This is a genomic window from Coleofasciculus sp. D1-CHI-01, from assembly GCF_040218875.1.
GTDB lineage: Bacteria > Cyanobacteriota > Cyanobacteriia > Cyanobacteriales > Coleofasciculaceae > Coleofasciculus.
Map to the genome: position 1 here is coordinate 1 of NZ_JAVJQP010000005.1, position 25,669 is coordinate 25,669.

A 25,669-nucleotide genomic window follows, 5' to 3' on the forward strand; every position below is an offset into this window, starting at 1 on the left:
AGTGCAAGGAAATGGGGTAGCATCCTTCATAAGTATGGCATCACCTTGCTCAGGGAAAATGTACCCTTGCTCCCCCAGCTCCCCCAGCTTCCCCAGCTTCCCCAGCTCCCCCTCACCACAACACTTATTCAGCAGCCCCTATATATTCTCCAGAAGTGGCTAAATGCATTAAAATTTGTAAATATAGAGAAATAGGATATAGCGTTTAAAATTGTCCGACGAAGCTGGAAATAAGGAGTTCAGAAGTGGAACCTATGGAACCTACCATAAACTGTGCTGAAGCCTGCGTTAACGGTTGTATATTGGGTGATAAATGTCCCCACAAGGAGTATGCGGCTAAAGCCTCAACATTTATCAATGAGACGTCATTGGATAAAATGTATGAGATAGCTGAGGAGGCGCGACGGAAGAAACTGATGGAACCACCTAAGTGGGTGATTCCCGATTTTCCGGAGTAGTTAAAATTGGATTAAACTCACGTATTGCACCAGTCTCCATCAGCCAATGTCATGTAAGGTGGGCAAGAGTTATAACCGTTACCCCCTCTGAGAGTAAAGCGTGTTGCTTTTGTCCACCCCACGGCAACTTAGAATTCAGGATTCAGTTAGGAGAGAGGATGGGAATGATGATAAATAAGTATATAGACATAAATTTTTGTTAACTGAGTTACAGGTTGTCAAGGACATTAATTATTTACTATTCTCTGTTTTTGAGTTGACCTGATTCTACAAAATTCTTTAAGCTCGACAGTAATAAATCCCAAACTTTAAGCATTTCAGAGTACATTTGCTCAGACTTTAAGTTGGTATGTTCTAGTTTAAGATTCGTTCCCCGGTCAACTTCATCAAGAGTGTAACAAATAGTCAACTGGTTTTCTGGCGTTCTATCTGTACCGTGATTGTCGCTCCAATATGTATACTGAAACTTCTGATTAGGGGTTAAGATATCAATTTTACCATAATCAATAAAGTCTTCACCGTTATTGTTTCCTTTAAGGATAATATCACTACCAACTTGCCAATCGGATATAACTTCTTTCAAAGGATAATATTGGATAATCTTTTCTGAATTTGTTAACGTGTCAAAGAATAAACTTGGCGGTGCATTAATAAACAAGTTTTTTGTTATTGAAAAGCTTTTCATGATTTCTTGTCCTACAGCGTGAGCAGGAGAACTGATATGATATCATACGCAGTACCATCACCAGGCGTGGCACTGCAAATCCCTATTTTTAGCAGCTATGGCTAGTTATAGCCTACGTTAACACTACCAAACGCGATCGCACTTTCTGTTGCCTTAACCCAAAAACGCCCCAACTGTGGCAATCTGGGAGAATAGAGAAAATACAGACAGATAGTTTAGCTAGAGAAATTATCCCTATAGGTTATGCAAACACTTCCAACTCCTCAAACAGCCCCAAAACCCCCAGCATTGGATACCGTTATCCACCGTCGCCAAACCCGCCCAGTACCCGTTGGGAATGTCACGATTGGGGGCGGACATCCGGTGGTGGTGCAGTCGATGATTAATGAAGATACCTTAGATCTTGAGGGTTCAGTGGCTGGGATTCGCCGCTTGCATGAAATTGGCTGTGAGATAGTCCGAGTCACGGTTCCCAGTATGGCGCACGCCAAAGCCCTCGCCCAAATCAAGCAGAAGCTGATTCAGACGTACCAAAATGTTCCCTTGGTGGCGGATGTTCACCACAACGGGATGAAAATAGCCCTAGAAGTCGCCAAGCATGTGGATAAAGTACGGATCAATCCAGGGTTATATGTCTTTGAGAAACCAAAGAGCGATCGCACGGAGTATACTCAAGCTGAATTTGAACAAATTGGCGCAAAGATCAAGGAAACTTTAGCACCCCTCGTCATTTCTCTACGCGACCAAGGGAAAGCGATGCGAATCGGGGTGAATCACGGTTCCTTGGCTGAACGGATGCTATTTACCTACGGCGATACCCCGGAAGGAATGGTGGAATCAGCGCTGGAATTTATCCGAATCTGTGAATCCCTCGACTTCCGCAATTTGGTGATTTCCCTGAAAGCCTCCCGTGTTCCCGTCATGCTGGCGGCGTATCGGTTAATGGTACGACGCATGGATGAGTTGGGGATGGATTACCCCTTGCATCTGGGTGTCACAGAAGCTGGTGATGGGGAATATGGACGGATTAAGTCTACAGCGGGTATTGGTACGCTATTAGCCGAAGGAATTGGCGATACCATTCGTGTTTCTCTGACAGAAGCCCCAGAAAAAGAAATTCCGGTTTGCTATAGCATTCTCCAGGCGTTGGGACTGCGGAAAACCATGGTGGAATATGTCGCTTGTCCATCCTGCGGTCGCACCTTGTTTAATTTAGAAGACGTACTGCACGAAGTTCGGGAAGCAACGAAACACCTGACGGGTTTAGATATTGCCGTGATGGGTTGTATTGTTAATGGTCCGGGGGAGATGGCAGATGCGGATTACGGTTATGTAGGTAAGCAACCGGGTTATATTTCCCTGTATCGCGGACGGGAGGAGATTAAAAAGGTGCCGGAAGCTCAGGGAGTGGACGAGTTAATTAATTTGATTAAAGCGGATGATCGTTGGATCGATCCCTAAGTTGATTGGGGTACGATATATCGTACCCCTAAAATCACATTAATCCTAGGCTGTTCGGCATTTAAACCTTAATGTTAATAATGGCGAGCATCCTTAAAAGTTCGCCAAGCACCAGGCAGATTTTCTTCAGAGAAAATCAGATAATATTAAGCATGAGATCCATGAGGTTCTGGAAACATTGCTGAGTGCTGAATAATGGCTCTTAAGGTTAAGCAAAGGTCAGATTATACCTTTAAATACAACCAAAAACTTGGACGGCATGGATGGTTACGACTCACCCCTGCCTACTCAGTCAAATTAGTGTCAGAGATTATTGACAAGATTCCCTCTGAATCATTCATCCTTGACCCTTTCTCTGGGACAGCTACAACGGGTTTAGTTGCTGCTGAACAGGGATTACAAGCTCATTGTTTAGATATTAATCAATTTCTGATCTGGCTGGGTAATGCCAAATGCCGGAATTATTCGGTCTCGGAACTGGATGACTTGAATCAGAGAATTAAAAGAACCATTTATCAATGTAAAGGTCTGATCAACCAAGAGTGCTGGACTCCTAATATTTATAATATTACTCGCTGGTGGAGTACCCATACATTAAAAATTATAGCAGCACTTCGACAAGCCTTGGTCAGCGAATTTGGTGAACCGAAAGAAGGGGATGTTTCTTCGTTGGCATGGGTGGCTTTTTGCCGTTTAGTGATTGAAACCTCTTCCGCTGCCTTTAATCATGTGTCTATGTCGTTTCATGAGCAAGTTACTCGGTATGAAGTTGAACAAATTGAACCGCTTTACCAAATTATTGTGGAAGCGATAATTAATAGTATTAGTCACCCTTTAGCGGGTAAAGCAACGGTATTTTATGCTGATTCCCGGTACTCTGTATCCAATGACATGAAATATGCTCATGTCGTAACCTCACCACCTTACCCCAACCGGATGAGTTATATCCGTGAACTTCGTCCGTATATGTATTGGACAAAGTTTCTAGATACTGCCAAAGAAGCAGGTGAGATAGACTGGCAAGCTATTGGAGGAACGTGGGGGGTGGCGACGAGTAGATTACAGAATTGGGACTCTAATGAAATCGAATGGTCAGCTTCGTTGAACAGGATTGTTTCCCAAATTGGGGAATCAGAAAATAAGAATGCTCAGCTTATGGCAAAGTATGTCAAGAAATATTTCTATGATCTGCACTTGCATTTAGATAATTTGCGTCACAACTTACAGGATAATGCAGTGCTTTCATACATTGTCGGTAATTCTTCGTTCTATGGGATTTCGGTTAATACGGAAAAACTTTTGGAAGAATCCTTACACCAACTTGGATATACCAATATTGGTAGTAACATTGTTCGCAAGCGAAACAGCAAGAAAGAACTGTTTGAATACTGTGTTTATGCGACATGGAAAGAGTTTTAGCTAATTTATCAAGAGTTAATATCAGGAGAATTACATCAGTGGCGCGATTCTCTATGATGAAACGATTCGCCAATCGACCAAAGACGGGACACCGTTTCTCAAGATGATGACTTATCCGACAGTGCGATCGCACTTTTCTTCATTTTGACGCGGATAGCTGAAGAGGGCAAGTTGCGGGTGCGTTTGTAGGGGCGGGTTTCACCATTACCGTTTCGGTGACACCCATCACTGACTAAACCCGCCCCGACTTTCGTCGGTATTAGAGACATTCCTTAATAGGTAGAAATCTGCCGAATCAACATACTCACAAATTCCCCAGGATTGCCTGTAGGCTGCAAGGGACTCCACTCCATCACTTCGGCGAATCGGAGGCGGTACAAAGTGCGAATGATGCTGTTCACGCCTCAGCGAGAGCCAATAATCGAGATTTTGACAGGTTCACGGCGGGGGGTGGGTTTTGGTGTGGCTGATGGAGAGGGGGGAACGGTAAGCGTTTCGAGGATATCGGGGATAAAGTCTTCTGACATTGGGATTCACCTGATTTTGAGTTGCAGCATGATGTAAACAAATAAGTTTACGTTAAGAATGAAGAGTAGAAGCAATGCGTACCTATACAAAGGATAAGAATCTCAATAGAGAACCGAAACAAAACACTATGAAGTGCAAAAATGTTATCCCCTTCAGAATTCTATACATAGAGGAAGTAGAAAGGAGAGGCAGTAAAAAGGATATGCGTGACACGGTTTCAAGGTTAGAACTAGCAATTGCTGGGTGGGATGAGAATACTACACAATGCCATTTAACTTTCAAAGTTAGCCCAGGAGTATATCGACGGATTGATACTGAAGCATTATTTAACCTCAAAGCAGAAATTCTCTCTGTCCAGTTAAAGTTCCTCAGAAGAAGCGCAAGCAGTTAGGAGAGTTTGTTTGTCGTGCTAACTTTGGCATGATTATCGGTAACTTTGAACTAGACTTCAACACAGGTGAAATTCGCTACAAAACTAGCATTGATATTAAGGATACCTTTCTGACTGAAGAAACATTGAAACAGTTGGTTTACACCAATGTCTTAACGATGGATCAATACCTTTCGGGTATTGAAGCCGTGATTTCTAGCAAAACATCACCCGAAGAGGCGATTCGCTAACGCGATAGCTTCGCTTCACGCACAAATCGAATCCTGACTTATCCGACAATCCGCCAATCCGCGATCGCACTCCTCCCTTACTCATCAATTACCGCCGTGCGATCAAGCAATAGCAGCGATCGCAACTGATCGGTATCCATATCCGTGACCCAGTTTTCACCCGCTTCTACCGTCTGTTCTGCCAACTGCTTCTTACTTTCAATCATGTCATTAATCCGTTCTTCCAGCGTTCCCGTGCAGACAAACTTATGCACCTGTACGTTACGAGTTTGACCAATACGAAACGCCCGATCGGTCGCCTGATTCTCCACCGCCGGATTCCACCAGCGATCAATGTGGAAAACATGATTTGCCCGGGTCAAATTTAGTCCGGTTCCTCCCGCTTTTAAGGACAGAATCAGAATCGGGGGTCCTTCGGGGTCATTTTGGAAACGGTCAATCATTTCCTCCCGTTGCTTCTTGCGAGTTGCGCCATAGAGGAACAAGATTTCCTGATCAAATTGTTTTGCCAAATAGGGTTTCAACAGTTTCCCCCATTCCGCAAACTGGGTGAAAATTAACGCGCGATCGCCTTCTGAAATGGCTTCCTCTAACATTTCCTGTAACCGCAGTAATTTCCCAGAACGCTTGGCGTCTTTTAAGGCTTTCTCTTTTAATAACTGAGCGGGATGATTACAAACTTGTTTGAGTCGCATCAGCAAGGTTAAAATTAATCCTTTGCGCTTAATTCCCTCTGCCGCTTCAATATCTACCAATGATTCATCCACCAGTTTCTGATACAGGGCGGCTTGTTCGGCGGCGAGTCCACAGAATACCGTCATCTCCTGTTTTTCCGGTAAATCCTGAATAATGGTCTTATCAGTTTTCAGACGGCGCAGAATAAACGGTTGCACCAGCGATCGCAAAGTTTGTAAGGAATCTCTGTCGCCAAACTTCTCAATTGGCATCGCAAAACGCCGTTGAAAAAATTGGCGATCGCCTAAATATTGGGGATTGAGAAAATCTAAAATTGACCACAATTCCGATAAGCGGTTTTCTACAGGAGTTCCGGTTAAGGCAATGCGAAATTCTGTTGACAGTTTTCGCACGGCTTGCGACTGTTTTGCCCCTGGGTTTTTGACGTTCTGCGCTTCATCTAATACGACACCTTGCCAGGATACCGATTCCAGGGTTGCAGCATCTCGATACACTAAGGGATAACTGGTAATTACCAAATCCTTGGTCTTCACTGCTTTAGCAAATGTCTTGCCTTTTGAGCGTTTATCGCCGTGGTGGACAATAGCTTTAAGCGTCGGGGCAAATTTTTTCACTTCCCGTTCCCAGTTTCCCAGTACGGATGTGGGACAGACTAATAATGTGGGCGATTCTAGAACATCTTGTTCTTTTAAATAAAGCATAAAAGCAATAAACTGAATGGTTTTACCCAATCCCATATCGTCAGCTAAACAAGCCCCTAACCCCCAGCGTTCTAAAAAGGCTAACCAACTGGCTCCTCGAAGTTGATATGGGCGTAATGTGCCGTTAAAGTCTTGGGGAACGTCAATGGGTTCAATGGTACGATTTCCGGTTAAATTGGTGATTAATTTTTGCAGCGCCCCGGATGCTTCAAAGTGAACAACGGGCAGTTTTCCTAATGTTTTGGTATCGCCTGTCGCCAGTCGTAAGGCGTCTTCGACTGACAAACTCATATCTTCCTTGGACGCTTTCATGATGGTTTGCGCCGCCCGTGCATCCGCAGGTTGCAGGGCAATCCATTCGCCATTAACTTCAACTAAGGGGGATTTGAGAGACATCAAGCGCTGGAATTCGGATTTGGAGAGTTTTGTATCACCAATTGCCAAATCCCATTTAAATTTCAGCAGGCTTTGTAACCCCAAACGTTCGTCTTTTTTGGATTTGGGTGCTTCTGCGGTAATACTAATGCCGAGGCGTTTTTCTCCTGATCCGGGGGCTAATCCTGGGGGTAAGATAATCCCCAAACCACTGTCTTGCAGTTGCCATGCGCTGGCTTTGATAAATTCATACACTTGGACAGGGTTAAGTTCACAGAATCGAGGACAGCGTTCGTGTAAGCTGGCTTCTAGGGGAGGATAAAGGCGAGAGGCTAATCCTAATCCTTTGAGTAAGGTTTCCTGGGGCTGTTCAATGATTCGCCCGTGATAGTCTAATTGTTCGATAGGATGCCGCCAAATCGTTTTGGCATCGACTAATAAATCAGGATCGTCCATGGCTTGCAAGTAAAAGTCAAGCCGCCAGTTGGCTTCATCGGGTTCTGGTGGTTGCAAGACTAAGCAGGTGCGGAAGAGATTTTGGGTTAAGCCTTGGGTGGTGGGAGTCACCAGATGCTGTTGAATCGAGGTTGTCCAAGTGGAGAGTGCTGTATCTAAACGGGCGATCGCCATCGGTTCGACATCTAGGTTCTCCTTGGCGCTACACAGGGCTTGCAGCCATTCAGGTATGGGTGAGGTAGCAGTTGGGGGTGATAGCGACTCGACCCAATTTTGCACCTGAATATCAATGGCGTGTCTTAAAAAGTTCAGGATTGTTGATTGGGGATGTAGAGACGTTGCATGCAACGTCTCTACATTGTCCTCATACGCCTGACAAGCTAAGGGCATGGATTGGGTAAACTCGGCTAACCGGGCTTGATCGGTGGCGCTGTCGATCAGGGGTTGCCAGTAGGCGATTGCTTTACCGTTGGGTTGGCGATAGAGTCCAGGTAAAAATTTACACCGAGTCAGTAAGTCTAAACTCCAGCGATAGACATGAGTCCAAAATCGTAAATCTGATCCGACGTAATTATCGGCAACATTGAATCCCCCTAAGGGCAGAGATTGCAGAAAGGGGAGGGCTGCTGAGGGAGTGAGACAGTAGCCAGCAACGTTCCAGGGGTGCAGTTCTAGGGATGAAGAGTCTGTCTCGTCTGTCGGGAGTTGGGCAGAAAGAATCGGGTAGGCTGATGTCTTGGCATCTGCGGGGTGAGTAGGTAATACGAAGACTTGGGTTTGCCAGGAGGCGATCGCACTCTCCGTATCTCTGTGGCTTTTTCCGGTTCCTGGTTTTGCAAGGGTTAAACCGCGATCGCTTAAAAATTCGCTTAACTCTGCTTGTGTCATTGCAAAAGGATGGGGCATAATCCCCGTCTTGGCGGCAGAGTCAACAGAGGCTAAAGGACGCCATTGTTCTCCCCAAATAAATAAATAATTATCAGATTCGCCAGTAATCCAACTACCATGTAATATTGCCATGTTTATAGAAAAATGAAAATGTCCGACTAGTGAAGCGAAGGCTCAACACTCAACACTTAATAGCGGCGGGTTTTGAACAAAAGTTATCGTCAACAGCGCCAATAAATTCCCATTACCCGCCCCTACACACTCAAATCCCTTCTCAAAGCATCATTATTCCATAAATGCTAGGATTGCGACAGAGAAAAAAACGTGATAAAGAGAGAAGGGTAACGAACCAAATGGTAGAGTTAGACAAATCAATATCCTTTGATGGACGGGATATTCGGCTAAGAGCCGGTCTACTAGCACCCCAAGCTGGGGGATCTGTACTAATTGAGTCAGGAGATACAGCGGTTTTAGTCACGGCGACTCGCTCAGCGGGTCGAGAAGGCATCGATTTTCTCCCCTTATTAGTAGACTACGAAGAAAGACTGTATGCAGCCGGTCGAATTCCGGGAGGGTTTCTGCGACGAGAAGGGCGTCCTCCGGAAAAAGTAACACTCACCAGCCGTCTGATTGACCGCCCATTACGCCCCTTGTTTCCCAATTGGCTACGGGATGATATTCAGATCGTAGCAACAACCTTGTCTATGGATGAACAAGTGCCACCGGATGTGTTGGCGGTAACTGGGGCATCAGTAGCAGTGCTGCAAGCACAAATCCCATTCTATGGTCCCATGGCAGCAGTACGGGTGGGGCTAGTTGGAGATGATTTCATTATTAATCCAACTTACCGCGAAATCGACAATGGTGATCTAGATTTGGTGGTGGCGGGTTCTCCCCAAGGCGTGATTATGGTGGAAGCCGGGGCGAATCAACTGCCAGAACGGGATATTATTGAGGCGATTGAATTTGGCTACGAAGCCGTACAGGATTTAATTGCGGCTCAGGAAAACCTGCTCAAAGAGTTGGGAATTGAGATTATCCAAGCCGAAGCGCCAGAAACCTCATCGGAACTGGAAGATTTTATCCGCGATCGCGCGACGAAACCGATTAAGAAAGTTTTGTCTCAGTTTGACTTCGATAAGCATGATCGCGATGAAGCCTTGGATGAGATCAAGGAAAAGGAAATTCTCGCTCCCATCGCTGAACGTCCAGAGGATGATCCCCTGCGTGTGGCGGCGACTGATGATCGACTGCTCAGCCGTGTGTTCAAAAGCTTGACTAAGAAGCTGATGCGATCGCAAATTGTCGAGGACGGGGTGCGCGTCGATGGGCGTAAACTGGATGAGGTACGTCCGGTGTCTTGTCAAGTGGGTCTATTGCCCTCTCGTGTTCATGGCAGTGGTTTATTTAACCGAGGCTTGACTCAAGTCCTGTCTACGGTGACGTTGGGAACCCCTGGGGATGCTCAAATGTTGGATGATTTGAATCCAGAAGAAGAGAAGCGTTACCTGCACCACTATAACTTTCCGCCCTTTTCTGTGGGGGAAACCAAACCCATGCGATCGCCGGGACGCCGGGAAATCGGTCACGGGGCGTTAGCTGAACGGGCGATTACTCCAGTTTTGCCGCCGCAAAATGTCTTTCCCTATGTGATTCGGGTGGTATCGGAGGTGCTTTCCTCCAATGGTTCAACCTCGATGGGTTCGGTGTGTGGATCGACGCTAGGCTTAATGGATGCTGGGGTGCCGATTACCAAGCCTGTCAGTGGTGCGGCGATGGGATTGATTAAGGAAGGCACGGAAGTCCGGATTCTCACTGATATTCAAGGAATTGAAGACTTTTTGGGCGACATGGATTTCAAAGTCGCGGGAACGGATAGCGGAATTACCGCGTTACAAATGGACATGAAAATCACCGGGCTGCCCATGGAAATCGTTGCCAAAGCGATTGAACAAGCCAAACCAGCGCGACTGCACATCTTAGAAAAGATGCTGGCGACAATTGACAAACCCCGTCCTGATTTGTCGGCGTTTGCCCCACGCTTGCTGACGATGAAGATTGATCCTGACTTGATTGGGTTGGTGATTGGTCCTGGCGGTAAGACGATTAAAGGGATTACCGAACAAACCGGTGCCAAGGTCGATATTGATGATGATGGCACAATTACGGTTTCTGCGGTTGAAGGGGAAAAGGCAAAGAAAGCGATTACCCTGATTCAAGGGATGACTCGTCGCTTAGAAGAAGGGGATGTTTATGCGGGGCGCGTGACTCGGATTATTCCCATTGGTGCCTTTGTGGAAGTGTTACCTGGAAAAGAGGGAATGATTCACATTTCCCAACTGGCAGATTATCGTGTCGGTAAGGTGGAAGATGAGGTTGCTGTTGGCGATGAAGTGATTGTGAAAGTTCGCGAAATTGACAACAAAGGTCGGATTAATCTGACTCGTTTGGGCATTCATCCCGATGAAGCAGCCGCAGCGCGTGCAGCAGCGACTACTTAGAGGGTTTTGGAGTTAGCCGCAGCATCCGCCAAGAACTCAAGTTCTTGGCTAAAAGCTTAAGTCCATTAAAATGGACTAAAACTCTGATCCAGTCCGCTCAATTCTGACTTGAGTAGGGTGGGCATTGCCCACCAACCTTAAGTCAGTAGCATTCAGCTTAAGTCTATGAAAATGGACTAAAACTCTGATCCAGTCCGCTCGATAAACCCTTACTGTTGACTGTTGCCTGTTGCCTAATCTCCACCGTTAACTTTACTTTTGTCCGACTACTTACAAGATCTGATTCTGCGCTGATTATCTTGATGAACGATATCTATGGTGGTAAAAATCCCAGAGATATCTCTAACTACAGCATTGGGGACGCCGCCCGCTACCTGAAAATTCCCGCTGCAACGATTCGTTCCTGGACAGTGGGACGAAACTATCCTGTCAGCGAAGGCGAAAAGAAATTTTATCCCCTGATTGAGGTCAAAAAAAGCCAACCGATTCGACTTAGTTTTACTAATTTAAATTTCACTTAACTAATTACCGATGCCGTCGCACAGAGCGCGATCGCTCAGTCACGCAAATATGTAACATATATTTCTTAGGTTATCTCAGTCTCCGTTCATGATAAAAACAATCGTTTGCCTACCTGTCAAAATAGAACTACTCAAAAAATGGGAGGAAATTCATGGTTAATTCAGGTTGGGATGAGACAAGGCTAAAAGCCGCGATCGCAAAAGCCAGAGAAGTCGCAGCCGTTGCCAATGCTGTTGAACCGAGGGCGGAGTCGGCGTATTATGACCCAAGTCGCGATCGCGTGGTAATTAATTTGAAGAGTGGGGCGACGTTTAGCTTTCCCCCAGCATTAGCGCAAGGGTTAGCCGATGCCTCTCCAGAGGATTTAGCTGAGGTTGAAGTGACGCCATCGGGGGATGGGTTGCATTGGGAAAAACTGGATGCAGATTTCAGTGTTCCGCAGCTTTTGGCAGGTGTCTTTGGCACGGCGGCGTGGATGGCTCAGATTAAGATGAAGGTAAGTTAGGGCGCGATGTTTGTTTGTAGTCAGCACGAAGCGTGCTAGGAAATAGAGTATTAAAACGTCAATTTATTTTGAACTGAAGTGCGGAGTCTGGGATAAGCTGTTCGGCATTTAAACCTTAATATCAATAATGGCGCAATCCCTGTAGTGCGAGCATCTTGCTCGCTACTAATACCAAATTTAAATGCATGACAGCTTAGAAGATAAGGAGGATTAGTCTCACGAATTAAGCTAATTATAAATGCCGTCGCAGAGAGTGCGATCGCTTTCATTCACGTTGGGGTTAGTTTTGAGATAATCTCGCACCCAATTACAACCCTGTATCAGTAAGTCATCTAAATCCAGATTCCACAGTTTAATTGTTTTATCTTGACTACCAGAGGCTAAGATTTTACCATCGGGGCTGAAACTGACACTAATGACTGATAAATCATGTCCGGAGAGAGTAGCAATTGCTTCCAATGTTTCTATATTCCATAGTTTAATTGTATTATCTCCACTACCAGAGGCTAAGGTTTTACCATCGGGGCTGAAACTGACACTAGTGATTGGTAAATCATGTCCGGAGAGAGTAGCAATAGCTTCACCTGTTTCTAGATTCCACAGTTTAATTGTATTATCTCTACTACCAGAAGCTAAGGTTTTAGCATCGGGGCTAAAACTGACACTATTTACCGACGACTCATGTCCATTTAGGGTAGCAATAACTTCGCCTGTCTCTATATTCCATAGTTTAATCGTATTATCATGACTACCAGAGGCTAAAGTTTTACCATCGGGGCTGAAACTAACCCTAAATACTGCTGAAGTATGTCCATTTAGAGTAAAAATAGCTTTACCTGTTTCTAGATTCCACAGTTTAATTGTATTATCCTGACTTCCAGAAGCTAAGGTTGCACTGTCGGGGCTAAAACGGACACTATTAACCCATAAATTATGTCCGGCAAGAGTGTAAATAGTTTTACCTGTTTCTAGATTCCACAGTTTAATCGTATTATCCTGACTACCAGAAGCTAAGGTTGCACTGTCGGGGCTAAAATCTACACTAAATACCGCTGAAGTATGTCCATTTAGGGTAGCAATAACTTCGCCTGTTTCTAGATTCCACAATTTAATTGTATTATCCTGACTACCAGAAGCTACGGTTGTACTGTCGGGGTTAAAATTTACACTAAATACCGCTGAAGTATGTCCATTTAGGGTAGCAATAACTTCGCCTGCCTCTAGATTCCACAGCTTAACTGTCTTATCATAACTTCCAGAAATTAATGTTTTACTATCTGGGTTAAAATCTACACTAAATACCGCTGAAGTATGTCCATTTAGGGTAGAAATAGCTTCGCCTGTCTCTAGATTCCACAGTTTAATTGTCTTATCATCACTACCAGAGGCTAAGATTTTACCATCGGGGCTGAAACTGACACTAAATACCGCTGAAGTATGTCCATTTAGGGTAGAAATAACTTCGCCTGTCTCTAGATTCCACAATTTAATTGTCTTATCATCACTGCCAGAAGCTAAGATTTTACCATCGGGGCTGAAACTGACACTATTTACCGACAAATTATGTCCATTTATAGTAGTAACATTGCCTGTTTCTAAATCCCACAATTTGATTGTCTTATTATCACTGCCAGAGGCTAAGATTTTACCATCGGGGCTGAAACTGACACTATTTACCCACGAATCATGTTTTTCTAAGCGGTTGTACTCCCTCACACGCTTAACTGCCTGTCTGAGTACATTTGCAACTCGTACTTTTGCTGAAGGAGCAACCTGTTTTTCAGATATCTGCTTCAGAGGTATTCCTGCACGTAAACTAGCTATTAGAGCATCAAATATTTTATCTTGGTTGAAAAGTTCCTCGGAATATCGACTGAGACTATCACTTTGACCAATTTGAAGTTTTTCAGCTCGTTGTCTTTGAGATTCAGCTCGTTGTCTTTGATATTCAGCTCGTTGTCTTTGAGATTCAGCTTGCCAGGTTAATCCAGCTAATCCAAATACAGCCACTACTGAACCCACTAACGCTATCTTAATAAGCTGATTAAATCGTTGTTCACCAATTTGACGTTGCTCTTTTTCTCTGTTCAATTCTTCTAATAGTTCAGTCGTCTGATTTTGACGAATAAAGGGTACTAAATAATCATGAACCAATTGATAACGATCATCAGGAGATTCTGGTATCCGCACCACTAACCCGGAACAGACTAAAATGGGTAAAACTAAATCATCCAATTGACTCCCTTTCACCTGTAACCCAACAGTATCTAAATCTTTGCTCAACTCACTGCGTGTCTTCAGGGGACGAGTTAGATTTTCATCGGTTAACCAATATAAAACCAGTCGAGTAATTCTGTCATTCTCTTGACCACAGTCTTTGATAACGTCCTCTAAATAGTGGTTCACTAACACTTCTTTAGGATTATCCCCCAATCCTCGATACTGTTCTAGCTGCGTAATCTTCTCTTCCTGAAGCTGTGCGCCAACTATCTGCAATTCAATTGGACGCACTGAATCCAATTCAACTGCTAAATCCTGAACCAGTTTGGTGATTAATCCAGGTTCTAAATAAAACTGGGAGCGTTGGGTTAACCGTTCAATGACTAACCGAGCTTCATCTGGGGTAAAGTTACCTAAATAACAGAGAATATCTTTATCTAAAATATTATGGTCGATGGTTCCCAGATAGTTCAGGCGATTACACTCCAATAGATAATGAAGATAGTCTTCTCTCAGAGACAAAATCAGTTTAACAAAGGGAATATCCAGGCAATCCGCCAAAAACCGATAAAATTCCTGTCGTTTCCCTGGGTCTTTGGCAATAAAGAAAAACTCTTCAAACTGGTCAAATATAAGAACCGTTACCCGATTAATGTCTGCATTAGTCCGCAATTGTTGGATAATGGCTGCTGTTGAATTTAATGTTGCCCCTAATGCTTCTGCCAAACCCATCCCCAACGTCTCCACCCAATTGGTATAAACCCTGAGAACCACAGGCAAAGCTTCACGTTCTCCAATCAACTGTTGTTTCAATGCTGGAACTAATCCCGCCTGGATAATTGAACTTTTCCCAACACCCGATTGACCATGAATAATCGTGAGTTTATGGTCATTTCGGCGGATTCGTTGAATTAACTCATTGACAAACTTTTCTCGACCTGAAGCCGCAATTTCTTGAGCAATAATCGCTTGTTTATCCGTTGATGTCTCCGCAACATTAATCAACTGCTTTTTCGCTTGGAGATGAGACGCTCCCGCAAACGCCTGAAATCCATATTGATATTCAATCGACCGTTTAGTTTGCTTCAGTTCAAATGCCTTCCGGTATGATCCTTGCTCAAAATATAGGATGTGCAACATTGACAAACTCTTGATATAAAGCGGAGGATCATAATCTGGCTGATTTCCCTCTATCCCTTGTTCTAAATGCTCAATCGCCGCTTGAATTTCCCCCAAAGACTGACAAGCGCTGGCTACAATAAACCGATAAAACCCCTGTTCACACGGATGACGTTCTGGACTTTGATTTAAAAGCGTCAGTGCTTGTTGAGCCAGTTGTTTTGCCTCTTGCCAGCGCGACTGCTTTAGCGCCACTTCTGCTAAAATGCCATAATCTTGAGCCACTTGTAGAGACTTACCATACTGCTGATGCAGCCTTTGAGCTAACTCAGCCCAATGCTTTAAATCATCCCAGTCTTGTAATTGTCGCAGAACTTCGGCAAAGTAGTGAATCGTTGAGGCAATTAAATCAAATCGTTGACCTTCAGCAAATTTCTGAATCGATTCCTGAAAATAATTTCTGCTTGTGCGCCAATCTTGCTCATCCTTCCCTGCATTTTGTTCAGCTTTGCGGGAATAACAGAGAGCGATATGTAAAAACAAGATACCCTGGCGTTTTGACTCTTGAGGGTGGGTATCTATCAGTACATCCCGACAATTTTGATAATGAGCTAATGCTTGATAAAATCGATGATGCTTAAAATCGCTTAAGCCGCGCACAAATTCCAGATTAGCTGACAACTTTAGCGCTATCGCTTGCCCTCGCTTTTGTAACGCTGTCCAGGCTAATTCAATTTCATCATAATTGTCCAGAGAAATCGTTAAATCAGCCCGAAATAATTTCTCAGTTTCCTGGGTTAAAAACTCCAGCAACTCCGCCGTTGTCCATTGAAACTCAACCGTCGTCGCCCAGCTTTCCAAATCAGGCGCTACCCGAATCAACCTTTGCCAAACCGGATCATTCATCCAGAGAATCAAGGGAAAAGAAAAATTATGACTCAACTCCTCTCGGATATAATTACTGGATTTGAAAACACCCGTGAGATTCCTAACCGACTCCAACCCCAATACAATGACAGCCTGAGGTGTTTCATCTGCCAATTCTGTCTGGATAAACCTGTAGAGAGACTCCACCGACTCCGGTAAAACCAACTCACGAATCGGTACAGGCGATACTTCTCCCAGACGTTGCACCATGCGCTGTCGTAATTCCCCATAATTACAGCGCACCAAAATTAGGCGAAACTGTCCCTGGGATAACCGAAGCGATCGCACGAGGGCGTTTAGCGATTTCTGGTTATCCGCTATACTATCATCTGGCTGGGGCGTATGAGTCATGGATCAATATTATGTGACTTAAGCTGTCATGCATTTAAATTGGGTATTAGTAGCGAGCAAGATGCTCGATGTAGCGAGCAAGATGCTCGATGTAGCGAGCAAGATGCTCGCACTACGGCAAGGATTGCGCCATTATTGATATTAAGGTTTAAATGCCGAACAGCTTAACCCTATCAATTCCCTAATCTTCATCTTAATCCTTAACCTCCTCAACTGCTAAATTTTATTCTTAAATTACGTATCCCGTAGGGTGCGTTAGCGAAGCGTAACGCACCGAATTCTAACGAATCCACTACCCAATCCACACCCCACCACATCCGCTACTCATCCCAAATTCCCCCAGGCAAATCAGGAACTTCACTCACCCCCCAATTTGGCGGATAAATCCCCTGTGCCATCAACCGATGAAGACTGGAGAATTGCCACTCTTGGGGAATAGAACACAATCCATTTTTCACCGGATTGTAATGAATATAATCGCAATGCTTTGCAAAATAAACCTCATCTCGAATCCAGTGTTCCCAAAACCGACGATAGCGGCGTAGCACACTTAAAATAGGGCTTTGTTTGTAGTCAGCACTTTAGTGCTTCAACGCCTAGCTGGAGCAATAAATTGATGGTGCTGCAATTCCGTAGACTTACCACAACCGATATGTCCGGTAAACAATTGGCACGTCGGTTTATTGGGAGATAGGCGAGTAATTGTTCTGCCTATTTCCTTAATTGTATTGCCGCCACGCACCGAGGAAAAATCGATATAATACTTCTTATCCTGGGGGTTAGCAAATTTCAGGGGACTTGGGTTACAGGCTTGATAGAACTGCGCGATATCCATGAATTTAAGTGGGTGGACACAATTAAAGTTAACGGTTGAGATCAGGGAATAGGGAACACCTCAACTTACCTCGACTTGCAGGAAAAAACTGTATTAGGTAGAGTTTATACCAGTGGAGAATTGGACATCAACGTCGCGTTTATTTAAATAATATATGCCGTTCGTAGGGGCGCAAAGACTTGCGCCCTTTATAAAAGGTTACGAACGAACCCGATTAATAAGCTGTTCGGCATTTAAACCTTAATGTCAATAATGGCAAAATCCTTGCCGTAGTGCGAGCATCTTGCTCGCTACATTGAGCATCTTGCTCGCTACATTGAGCATCTTGCTCGCTACATTGAGCATCTTGCTCGCTACCCATTCCCAATTTAAATGCATGACAGCTTAAAAGCGAAGCATCCTTTGGTCTCCCCCATGGAACAAAAAGCGAAGCATCCTCTGGTCTCCCCCTTTTGAAGGGGGACGGAAGGGGGATATACAAGGTGCTGGGGGGTTAGGTTTTATAGCACTAAAGTGCTTACTACGAACTTGGGTTTTATGGCACTAAAGTGCCTACTACGAGCAAACGTCAAAGTTCTAATCCTCCTTTTTGTAACTTCTTAAATGGGTCAAGAATAAAGTCAATAATCTTACGCCGCCGCACGATTACTTCAGCCGTGGCTGTATCTCCAGGTTTCAAGTCTAAACATTGATTTTTGGTGGCAATACAGGTCTGATTTAGCTCAATTTCTAACTCAAAATTGGTCACTTGACCCTGGGCAGTTTCAGTGACTTTAGAGGTGGGCGATTTGCGAATTAGTTTGCCCTCTACCACACCATAATCCTGGAATGGATAGGCATCAAATTTCAGCTTCACCTCCATTCCTTCCTGTAACGCCCCACTTTCAGCCGTGGGCATTTGGGCTTTAAGAATTAGGGTTGAACCCTGGGGCGCAATCTCGGCAATTAATTCTCCCGGTTGTACCACCGCCCCGACTCCTTTATCGGGTAAACCAAAGACAGTGCCGCTTTCGGGTGCTTTGAAGACTCGTTGCTTGAGTTCAAATTCTTTGGCGACAATTTGGCTTTCGCTTTGCTTGATTTCCGCCTGGAGTGTGCTAATCTGAGTTTCTAGGTTTTTGAGTTGTTCCTGTATTTTTAGAACCGCTAGTTTACCGGAATGAAGTAGAGTATCATAGCTTTTTTGTTGCTCCTGTAGGCGTAGTTTTGCCTGCTCAATTTCAGCTTGGGTTTGATGGAGAATTCGGTCATAACTACCTTGTTGTTCTTTGAGCCGTAACCGGGCTTGGGAGATGTCGGATTCGGCTTGAACTAAGCGTTCTGAGTTGACTTTAACTAAGTTTTGTGCTTCAGTAAAGCGGTCAGTAGAAATAGCACCAGCTTCAAAGGCTTTACGGTATCGTTGGACTTTATCTTTTGCCTCGATTAAATTAACGTGGGCTTGATTGTAGGCGGATTGACTGGAGGCGATGGCTTGTTTTGCCTGGTTAACTTGCGCCAGTTTTTCGGCTTTTTCCAGGCTGTAGGTACTCGCCAGGGCGTTCAAGTTTTGTCTGGCTTGTTCAATTTGAGACTGTTTTTCTAGTTCTTGGGATTGGTTTTGCCGCTGCTGGGTATGGAGGGCAATGTCTAACTGATTTTTGAGGACGGCTAACTGATTTAGGCGATTTTTTTGACCGTCTAATTGACTGCGAAGTTGCTCAATTTCGGAACGCACGATATCAGATTCGAGGGTGAGTAAGGTTTGTCCAGTTTTGACGCGGTTTCCTTCAGCAACGGGGAGGTTAATAATCGTACCACCGACAGAGGATTCCAGTTTTACGGTGGGTTCTTTGGGTTCTAATCGCCCTCTAGCACTTCCGGTTTCTTCGACTTCAGTTAACATAGCCCAAGGAAGTGCGATCGCGGCAAACAAAATTAAGAAATATAACAGTCCCCGCGTCCAAACCTGGGGTAAGGTATCTAGTAGTTCTTTTGTTGCATAGGACCAGTCGGAGGGGGGATTTTTTTGGGCAACGCAGAGGTTCGCAGAGGTTGGCGCAGAGGTTCGCAGAGGGGTGGGAGTGTGGTTGGAGTTCATAATGTGGAGATGTGCTTTTGAAGCGTTTGATAAATGACAAATAACAAATAAATTTTGAAAAGTAAGGAACCAAATTCTCCGTGAAATCAGTGTTAATAAGCCCTTGCCTCCCCATTCAAATTTATCCAATAAATCCGTAAAATCAGTGTTTTGACGAATGACAATTATTCTGCCCGATCCATTTGTTGCTGATTCAGGTAATAATAATGACCGCGTTTTGCCATTAATTGCTGATGAGTGCCACTTTCAACTAAAACTCCTTTATCTAACACGAGAATTAAATCGGCTTTGCGAACTGTAGACAGGCGGTGGGCAATAATTAACGTGGTTCGTCCTTGGAGAATTGTGTTGAAATTGGTTTGAATAATTCGTTCAGATTCAGCATCTAAATGAGACGTGGCTTCATCTAAAATAAGTAAGCCAGGATTACCTAATAACGCCCGCGCGATCGCGAGTCGTTGTCTCTGTCCTCCGGATAACATTCCGCCTCCTTCCCCAATCTGGGTTTCATACCCCATGGGTAGCTTTTTGATAAACTCATCCGCCCCAGCTTGTTGGGCGGCGGTGATGATTTCGTCCAGGGTGGCTGAGGGATTACCAATGCTAATATTCTCCCGAATCGTGCTACCAAATAAAAAGGTATCTTGGTCTACAACACCAATTTGTTGGCGCAAGGATTGTAGGGATAAACTGGTAAGATCTTGCCCATCAATTAACACCTTGCCATCCGTTGCCGGATAAAGTCCTAAAATTAACTTGGATATCGTGGTTTTCCCGGAACCACTGCGTCCCACTAGGGCGACGGTTTGACCTGGCTTTACGGTAAAACTTAGGTTTTCTAGGACATTAATATCGCTTTCGGGGTGATACCGAAACGTCACCTGATCAAACTGAATTTCTCCCTTTAAATCAGGTAAGCTTTGCCGCACCGATGCCTGTAAATTTTCTTCCGGTTCGGTATCAATGACATCATTAATTCGCTCAACAGCAATAATCACTTCCTGTAACTGATTCCAGAGTACGGTTAGCCGTTCAAAGGGAGTAATTACGTTGCCGATTAACATATTAAATGCCACTAATTGTCCAATCGTAAGTTCGTTTTGAATCACTAACGATGCGCCAAACCAGAGTAACCCTGTCGTCACCACTGTTTCTAGGGTTGAGCTAAAAATTTGCAAGCGGTTGCTAATAATCTGCCCCGAAAACATCTTTTTCACCGATTGCAGCAGATGTTCTTCCCAGCGCCAACGCACGGTTTGTTCTACCGCCATAGATTTGACGGTGCGAACCCCGGTGAGGGATTCAATTAGATAACTATTTTCCACCGCAAAGGCATTAAATATTTCTCTGGAAATGCGGCGCAGGAATGGGGTGGCAATTAGGGCAAGTAGGATAAAGGGTGGGACAATCACTAATGCCAATAGCGCCATTTTCCAGCTATACCAAAACATTAACCCCACATACACAAAGACTGTGAGTAAGTCGAGTAAAATGGATAGGGCTTCCCCGGTAAGAAAACGCTGAATTTTCTGGTTTTCTTGCACCCGTGACATAATATCCCCCACATAACGAGACTCGAAGAAGGAAAGGGGGAGGCGGAAGGTATGGCGAATAAAGCCGACAATTAGGGCTAAGTTCACCTTATTCGCGGTATGGTCTAATAAATATTGCCGCAATCCGGTCATGGCGACACGGAACAGACCAAAAATGAGCATCCCTAAACCAACAGCGGTTAAGGTGAGGTTGCTTCCTTGGACAACTACTCGGTCTAATAGGAGTTGGGTGAATAGGGGGGTAATTAATCCAAAGATTTGGATCAGTAGGGAAGCAATAAAGACTTCCAGGAGCACAAATCCGTGGGGTTTAACTAACTCAAAAAACTGCCAGAATGGAGTCGTCGCCTCCTCGGTTTCCTGTAATAAGGCGGTAGGTTGTAAGAGGAGGGAATAATTTGTCCAACTGGCGTTAAATTCATCCCAACTCAGACCGCGTTGACCAATGGCGGGGTCGGCGACAATCACCTGATTTGCTGTAATTTCATAGACAACGATATAATGATTTCCATCCCAGTGAACAATTGCCGGCAGCGGTTGTTGGGCGAGTTGGTCTAAACTAGCTTTTACGGGTCGCGTGGAAAAGCCAATACTTTCAGCGGCGGCGGATAGTCCGCGTAGAGATGCCCCATTGCGGTTAACATTGGCGATATCTCTGAGGCGGTTTACACTTAATTTTTTCCCCCAATACCGACCCACCATCACCAAACAAGCCGCCCCACAATCAGAGGCACTTTGTTGGGCATAAAAAGGATAGCGGCGCGTGATCCGTTGCCAGAGGTGACCGACTGTCTGGGTAGGATTGGGAAAGTCGGCTTTGCTGATGGTTTGCTGCCCGTTTGTTAATACTTCGGGGGTGTTCTCTTCCTCTGGGATTACTGGGGGTACAGCTAAATTATCCCCTGAACTAAACTGGGAATTCTTGACTTTTGCCCGATGATACAGATGGTCACGAATATGAGGATGGTTTTGGACGAGGGAAAAGAGGAGGGTTGGGGGAATGTAGGATAATTGGAGATGACGGGATGCCCTAGCGGAGTAGGGTTGAAAAGGTTCATCGGGAAAAAAGGTGACTTCACCAAAGGTGTCTTTTGGTTTCAGCGTGGTAATCAGTTCACCGTTGGCGTCAATGAGTCTAACTTTGCCCGTAATAATCAGATAAAGTCCGGCTTCAGATTGATCCGATTGCCAAAATTGACCGAGTTTGGGTTCAAGGATTTTGATCTGTTTCAGACAATTAGTGAATTGCGATTCACTAAAATCATGTCCGAGACAATCACTAAGATGTTGACGGGAAATTCGGGGTGGAGTTTGTACCATAATGGGTTTGCACCTCAACTCATTTTAATCGGATTGAATTGCCAGACATCCTGGGTTTTCGGGGTATGGCTGGGGGTGAGGTTGCTAATCACAATTCGCTTGTCTGAATCCTCGTCTGGATGGGTGGGAGTGTCGGGTTGAGTGGGTTTGGGGCGAGTCGAGAGTCCCATTTTTTTCAACAATCGATTAATATGGCGATCGCTAACTTCTATGCCAAATTCTGTAGCCAGGTGTTTGCTTAACTTCTGGGCGGTCCAGTTGCGAAAGGAATAGCCAATGTCGCGGGGATTCTGAGTGACTAATTCTTGTAAGCGTTGCAGATACTCGTCATTCACGGCTTTAGGACGTCCAATCGGATGGGATTGCCAATGATGCGCCTCGCCGCTACGGGCTATCAGCATCCAATGTCGGGCGGTGATGGGGGAACAGTTCAACGCCTGACAAATTTGGGCTTGGGTTTTCCCCTCGTCGGCTAACAGCATGATTTGCAGGCGCTGGCGATATTTTGGCGATAAGTCCTCTTGCAGATTTTTTTGCAGTCGTTTGCGCTGAAAGGGGGTGAGGTATTCACCGCCCGATTTACGCAGAGTGCGGCGTTGACGCTGGTTGGGTGGGGATTGGTGGCTTGACATCTCTATCGTTGCATTGGGGATGGGCAGGGATTTATCACAAGGATTATCCCTTTTCTCATAAAAATCACTTTGTATAAATTATATATAGAATAGACAGAGGTTCTCTGTCAAGACAAAAAATACATTATTTTGGGTTTTGTCGCCAAATGCTTTTATAGTTTGGGTTTGGCGTTTTATATAAAGTGAGAGACTTTAAGCAAGATCCCCGACTTCTCCAAGAAGTCGGGGATCTGAGAGACCTCACTTACTTCCCTAGACAGAGGGTTGAAACCATTGCCCATTGCCTATTGCCTATTGCCTCTCCCCACCACAAGACTTATTCAGCAGCCCCTACCTACTTACTGCTATACCAACCGAGTTCATCGCCACAAACCATCAAGTATGAACCCAGTAAATATGCCAATATCCTTTCTGGAAAAAATAACTCTTCCCTCGGTCAGATGCGTCGCTTGACCGTTTCCTGTAGTCTACTGGCTGTAAGCTTTTCGACTATGGTCTCATTTATTAACATTTTGCATAGAAATCTTGACATTAATTCGTAAAGTTAACTAAGGTAGCAGTCGGACAGGTTTATCGAAACGCTTTACAGTTAGGTAGTTACACCAACTTCAGTCCCTTAGCAAGAGTCAAAGGAACAGTAGTAAGGGCTGAAGGATAAAGCGGTATGACAGTAAGGGGCACCTGCGACTGTTTTAGAAGCTAAAGCTAAAGGACGTGTTGATCATGCTGCCATTGCCAGAGGAAGGTCGGAGACGAGTTCAAATCGAGGGTGTGTTGCCCCAAATTGATGGGGGTCGTTTTGCCATCAAACGGACGGTTGGGGAACGAGTCCATGTGGAAGTGGATATGTTCTGTGACAGTCATGATGCCGTATCGGGTGTCATTTTGTACCGTCCCCAAAAATCCCAAACCTGGTTTGAGGTTCCCCTGACGCCAACGGTTAACGATCGCTGGCAGGGAGAATTTACTGTATCAGAGATGGGGGATTATGTCTATACCATTATGGGCTGGGCTGACCATTTTAAATCCTGGCAACGGGACATGACCAAGAAATTGGCAGCCGAACAGGATGTGTCAGTTGACTTACTGATTGGGGCAAACTTAGTCGAAGAGGCGGTTAAACGTGCCAGTGGGGATGATGCGGCACAGTTGAAAACCTGGGTCACGACATTGCGATCGCAAGATGTCGCCCAACCCATTTTAGGCGATAAAGCCATTTCCCCAGAACTGGCGACTCTAATGGCAAAATACCCCGATCGCAAATTTGCCAGCACCTACCACAAAGAACTGAAAATTATCGTAGACCGAGAACGGGCAAGGTTTAGCACCTGGTACGAAATGTTTCCCCGTTCCTGTGGTGAACCGGGCAAACATGGCACATTCAAAGATGCTCAAGCCCGCTTACCCTATATTGCCAGTATGGGGTTTGATGTCCTGTATTTACCCCCGATTCACCCCATTGGCAAACAATATCGCAAAGGGAAAAATAACACCAATGTCGCCCAACCTGACGATGTAGGTGTACCCTGGGGTATTGGTGCAGCCGAAGGCGGACACAGGGCGGTTCATCCTCAGTTAGGAACCATGGCTGACTTTGAAGAATTTGTCGCCAAAGCCGCCGAACATGGGATTGAAATCGCCCTAGACTTAGCCTTCCAATGTTCTCCGGATCACCCCTACGTTAAAGAAAATCCCCAATGGTTCCGTAGTCGCCCTGATGGAACCATTCAATACGCCGAGAATCCGCCGAAAAAATATCAGGATATTTATCCGATTGACTTTGAAACCCCAGACTGGCAAAATCTGTGGCAAGAACTACGGAGTGTCATGCTCTTTTGGATTGAAAAAGGCGTGCGGATTTTCCGAGTCGATAACCCTCATACCAAGGCATTCGACTTTTGGGAATGGGTGATTGCGGATTTGAGACAAACCTATCCCGATTTAATTTACCTCTCGGAATCCTTTACCCGTCCCAAGGTAATGTATCGCCTCGCCAAGTTAGGATTTACCCAATCCTATACCTATTTCACTTGGCGTAATAGTAAGTGGGAAATGACCCAATATCTCACCGAACTCACCCAAACCGCCGCCTACGACATCTTTCGCCCTAACTTTTGGCCCAATACTCCCGATATTTTGCATGAGTTTATTCAGCATGGGGGACGCCCTGCCTGTATTATTCGCTTAGTGCTAGCAGCAACGTTAACGGCAAACTATGGGGTTTATGGACCCGCGTTTGAAGTGTGCGAAAATCGGGCGCTGAAACCCGGTAGCGAAGAGTATTTACACTCAGAGAAATATCAGATTCGGGAGTGGGATTTAGATAGTCCTTATACAATCAAAGACTTGATTACCCGGGTCAATTTTGCCCGTCGGGAACATCCCGCGTTGCAAAGTAACGGCAGTTTGCGGTTTCATCACACGGATAATCACCATATTATTTGTTACAGCAAACAGACTGAGGATTTCAAGGATGTGATGCTAATGGTGGTCAGTTTTGACCCTCAGTGGATGCAAGCAGGCTTCATTGATTTGCCCTTAGAATCCTTAGGGATTGACCCCTATCGGGAATATTATCTCCATGATCTACTCAGCGATACCCACTACACCTGGTTGGGCGGACATAACTATGTCGAACTCAACCCTCAGGGTATTCCAGCACACGTTTTCTGGGTGAGGCAATAGGTTATAGAGGGAACAGGGAACGGGGGAGATGGGGGAGCTGGGGAAGCCATGTAGAGACGTAGCATGCTACGTCTGGAAGCTGGGAGAGCTAGGGGAGAATTATGACAGTTGTAGGGGCGGGTTTTACCACT

The 25,669-nt window shown here is 45.1% G+C and carries 16 protein-coding genes and 4 pseudogenes; 10 read left to right on the forward strand and 10 right to left on the reverse strand.

Annotation, left to right across the window (positions count from 1 at the left end; genetic code table 11):
• The coding region (locus RIB93_RS00635; RefSeq protein WP_446369302.1) for a hypothetical protein at positions 1–195 on the forward strand (195 nt) is incomplete at its 5' end.
• 59 nt (positions 196–254) lie between these two features.
• Positions 255–458 (forward strand): hypothetical protein, encoded by a 204-nt coding sequence (locus RIB93_RS00640; protein ID WP_446369304.1) that lies wholly within the window; start codon positions 255–257, stop codon positions 456–458.
• A 238-nt stretch (positions 459–696) separates the two neighbouring features.
• Here the strand turns inward: RIB93_RS00640 and RIB93_RS00645 are convergent, their stop codons facing one another.
• Complete coding sequence (locus tag RIB93_RS00645) at positions 697–1,143, reverse strand: SRPBCC family protein (RefSeq protein ID WP_446369306.1); 447 nt, start codon at positions 1,141–1,143, stop codon at positions 697–699.
• Between the two features lie 243 nt (positions 1,144–1,386).
• Here RIB93_RS00645 and ispG point away from each other — a divergent pair, with 243 nt between their 5' ends.
• The 3 genes and pseudogenes from ispG to RIB93_RS00660 all read left to right on the forward strand — a co-directional run.
• Positions 1,387–2,604, forward strand: coding sequence for a (E)-4-hydroxy-3-methylbut-2-enyl-diphosphate synthase (gene ispG / locus RIB93_RS00650; RefSeq protein ID WP_446369308.1), 1,218 nt, complete (start codon positions 1,387–1,389; stop codon positions 2,602–2,604).
• Between the two features lie 195 nt (positions 2,605–2,799).
• Positions 2,800–4,023 carry a DNA adenine methylase gene (locus RIB93_RS00655; protein ID WP_446369310.1) on the forward strand — a complete coding sequence of 408 codons (1,224 nt, stop codon included), beginning with the start codon at positions 2,800–2,802 and terminating at the stop codon, positions 4,021–4,023.
• A 28-nt stretch (positions 4,024–4,051) separates the two neighbouring features.
• Positions 4,052–4,132 (forward strand): annotated as a pseudogene (locus RIB93_RS00660) (class I fructose-bisphosphate aldolase); the annotation flags it as partial.
• On the opposite strand, the gene RIB93_RS00665 reads toward RIB93_RS00660, so the two are convergent.
• Together RIB93_RS00665 and RIB93_RS00670 are read right to left on the reverse strand one after the other, a co-directional pair.
• Positions 4,122–4,292 (reverse strand): hypothetical protein, encoded by a 171-nt coding sequence (locus tag RIB93_RS00665; RefSeq protein WP_446369312.1) that lies wholly within the window; start codon positions 4,290–4,292, stop codon positions 4,122–4,124. The pseudogene RIB93_RS00660 and the gene RIB93_RS00665 sit on opposite strands and share 11 nt — an antisense overlap.
• Before the next feature lie 135 nt (positions 4,293–4,427).
• Complete coding sequence (locus tag RIB93_RS00670) at positions 4,428–4,550, reverse strand: hypothetical protein (RefSeq protein ID WP_446369314.1); 123 nt, start codon at positions 4,548–4,550, stop codon at positions 4,428–4,430.
• Between the two features lie 370 nt (positions 4,551–4,920).
• Here RIB93_RS00670 and RIB93_RS00675 point away from each other — a divergent pair.
• Positions 4,921–5,172, forward strand: a pseudogene (locus RIB93_RS00675) (YbjN domain-containing protein); the annotation flags it as partial.
• A gap of 77 nt (positions 5,173–5,249) precedes the next feature.
• Here RIB93_RS00675 and RIB93_RS00680 read toward each other — a convergent pair.
• Entirely contained in the window at positions 5,250–8,420 is a 3,171-nt protein-coding gene (locus RIB93_RS00680; protein WP_446369316.1) for a DEAD/DEAH box helicase, read from the reverse strand.
• 221 nt (positions 8,421–8,641) lie between these two features.
• On the opposite strand from RIB93_RS00680, the gene RIB93_RS00685 reads away from it, so the two are divergent.
• From RIB93_RS00685 to RIB93_RS00695, 3 genes are all read left to right on the forward strand, one after another.
• Positions 8,642–10,789, forward strand: coding sequence for a polyribonucleotide nucleotidyltransferase (locus tag RIB93_RS00685; protein WP_446369318.1), 2,148 nt, complete (start codon positions 8,642–8,644; stop codon positions 10,787–10,789).
• A 302-nt stretch (positions 10,790–11,091) separates the two neighbouring features.
• Positions 11,092–11,310: a hypothetical protein gene (locus tag RIB93_RS00690; protein WP_446369320.1), complete on the forward strand. Its 219-nt coding sequence runs from the start codon at positions 11,092–11,094 to the stop codon at positions 11,308–11,310.
• Between the two features lie 152 nt (positions 11,311–11,462).
• Complete coding sequence (locus RIB93_RS00695; protein WP_446369322.1) at positions 11,463–11,816, forward strand: DUF2442 domain-containing protein; 354 nt, start codon at positions 11,463–11,465, stop codon at positions 11,814–11,816.
• Between the two features lie 228 nt (positions 11,817–12,044).
• Here RIB93_RS00695 and RIB93_RS00700 read toward each other — a convergent pair whose 3' ends face one another.
• The 6 genes and pseudogenes from RIB93_RS00700 to RIB93_RS00725 form a co-directional block, all read right to left on the reverse strand.
• Positions 12,045–16,433, reverse strand: coding sequence for a WD40 domain-containing protein (locus RIB93_RS00700; RefSeq protein ID WP_446369324.1), 4,389 nt, complete (start codon positions 16,431–16,433; stop codon positions 12,045–12,047).
• A 320-nt stretch (positions 16,434–16,753) separates the two neighbouring features.
• Positions 16,754–16,966 (reverse strand): annotated as a pseudogene (locus tag RIB93_RS00705) (REP-associated tyrosine transposase); the annotation flags it as partial.
• A gap of 92 nt (positions 16,967–17,058) precedes the next feature.
• Positions 17,059–17,268 (reverse strand): annotated as a pseudogene (locus RIB93_RS00710) (ATP-binding protein); the annotation flags it as partial.
• A 568-nt stretch (positions 17,269–17,836) separates the two neighbouring features.
• Positions 17,837–19,348, reverse strand: a complete 1,512-nt coding sequence (locus RIB93_RS00715) for an HlyD family efflux transporter periplasmic adaptor subunit (protein WP_446369326.1) — start codon at positions 19,346–19,348, stop codon at positions 17,837–17,839.
• Positions 19,349–19,512: 164 nt separating this feature from the next.
• Positions 19,513–22,221 (reverse strand): peptidase domain-containing ABC transporter, encoded by a 2,709-nt coding sequence (locus RIB93_RS00720; protein WP_446369328.1) that lies wholly within the window; start codon positions 22,219–22,221, stop codon positions 19,513–19,515.
• Between the two features lie 14 nt (positions 22,222–22,235).
• A complete protein-coding gene (locus RIB93_RS00725; RefSeq protein WP_446369330.1) occupies positions 22,236–22,853 on the reverse strand; it encodes a helix-turn-helix domain-containing protein in 618 nt (205 codons plus the stop codon).
• 723 nt (positions 22,854–23,576) lie between these two features.
• Here RIB93_RS00725 and RIB93_RS00730 point away from each other — a divergent pair.
• Positions 23,577–25,538: an alpha-1,4-glucan--maltose-1-phosphate maltosyltransferase gene (locus RIB93_RS00730; RefSeq protein ID WP_446369332.1), complete on the forward strand. Its 1,962-nt coding sequence runs from the start codon at positions 23,577–23,579 to the stop codon at positions 25,536–25,538.
• Positions 25,539–25,669: the final 131 nt, after the last annotated feature.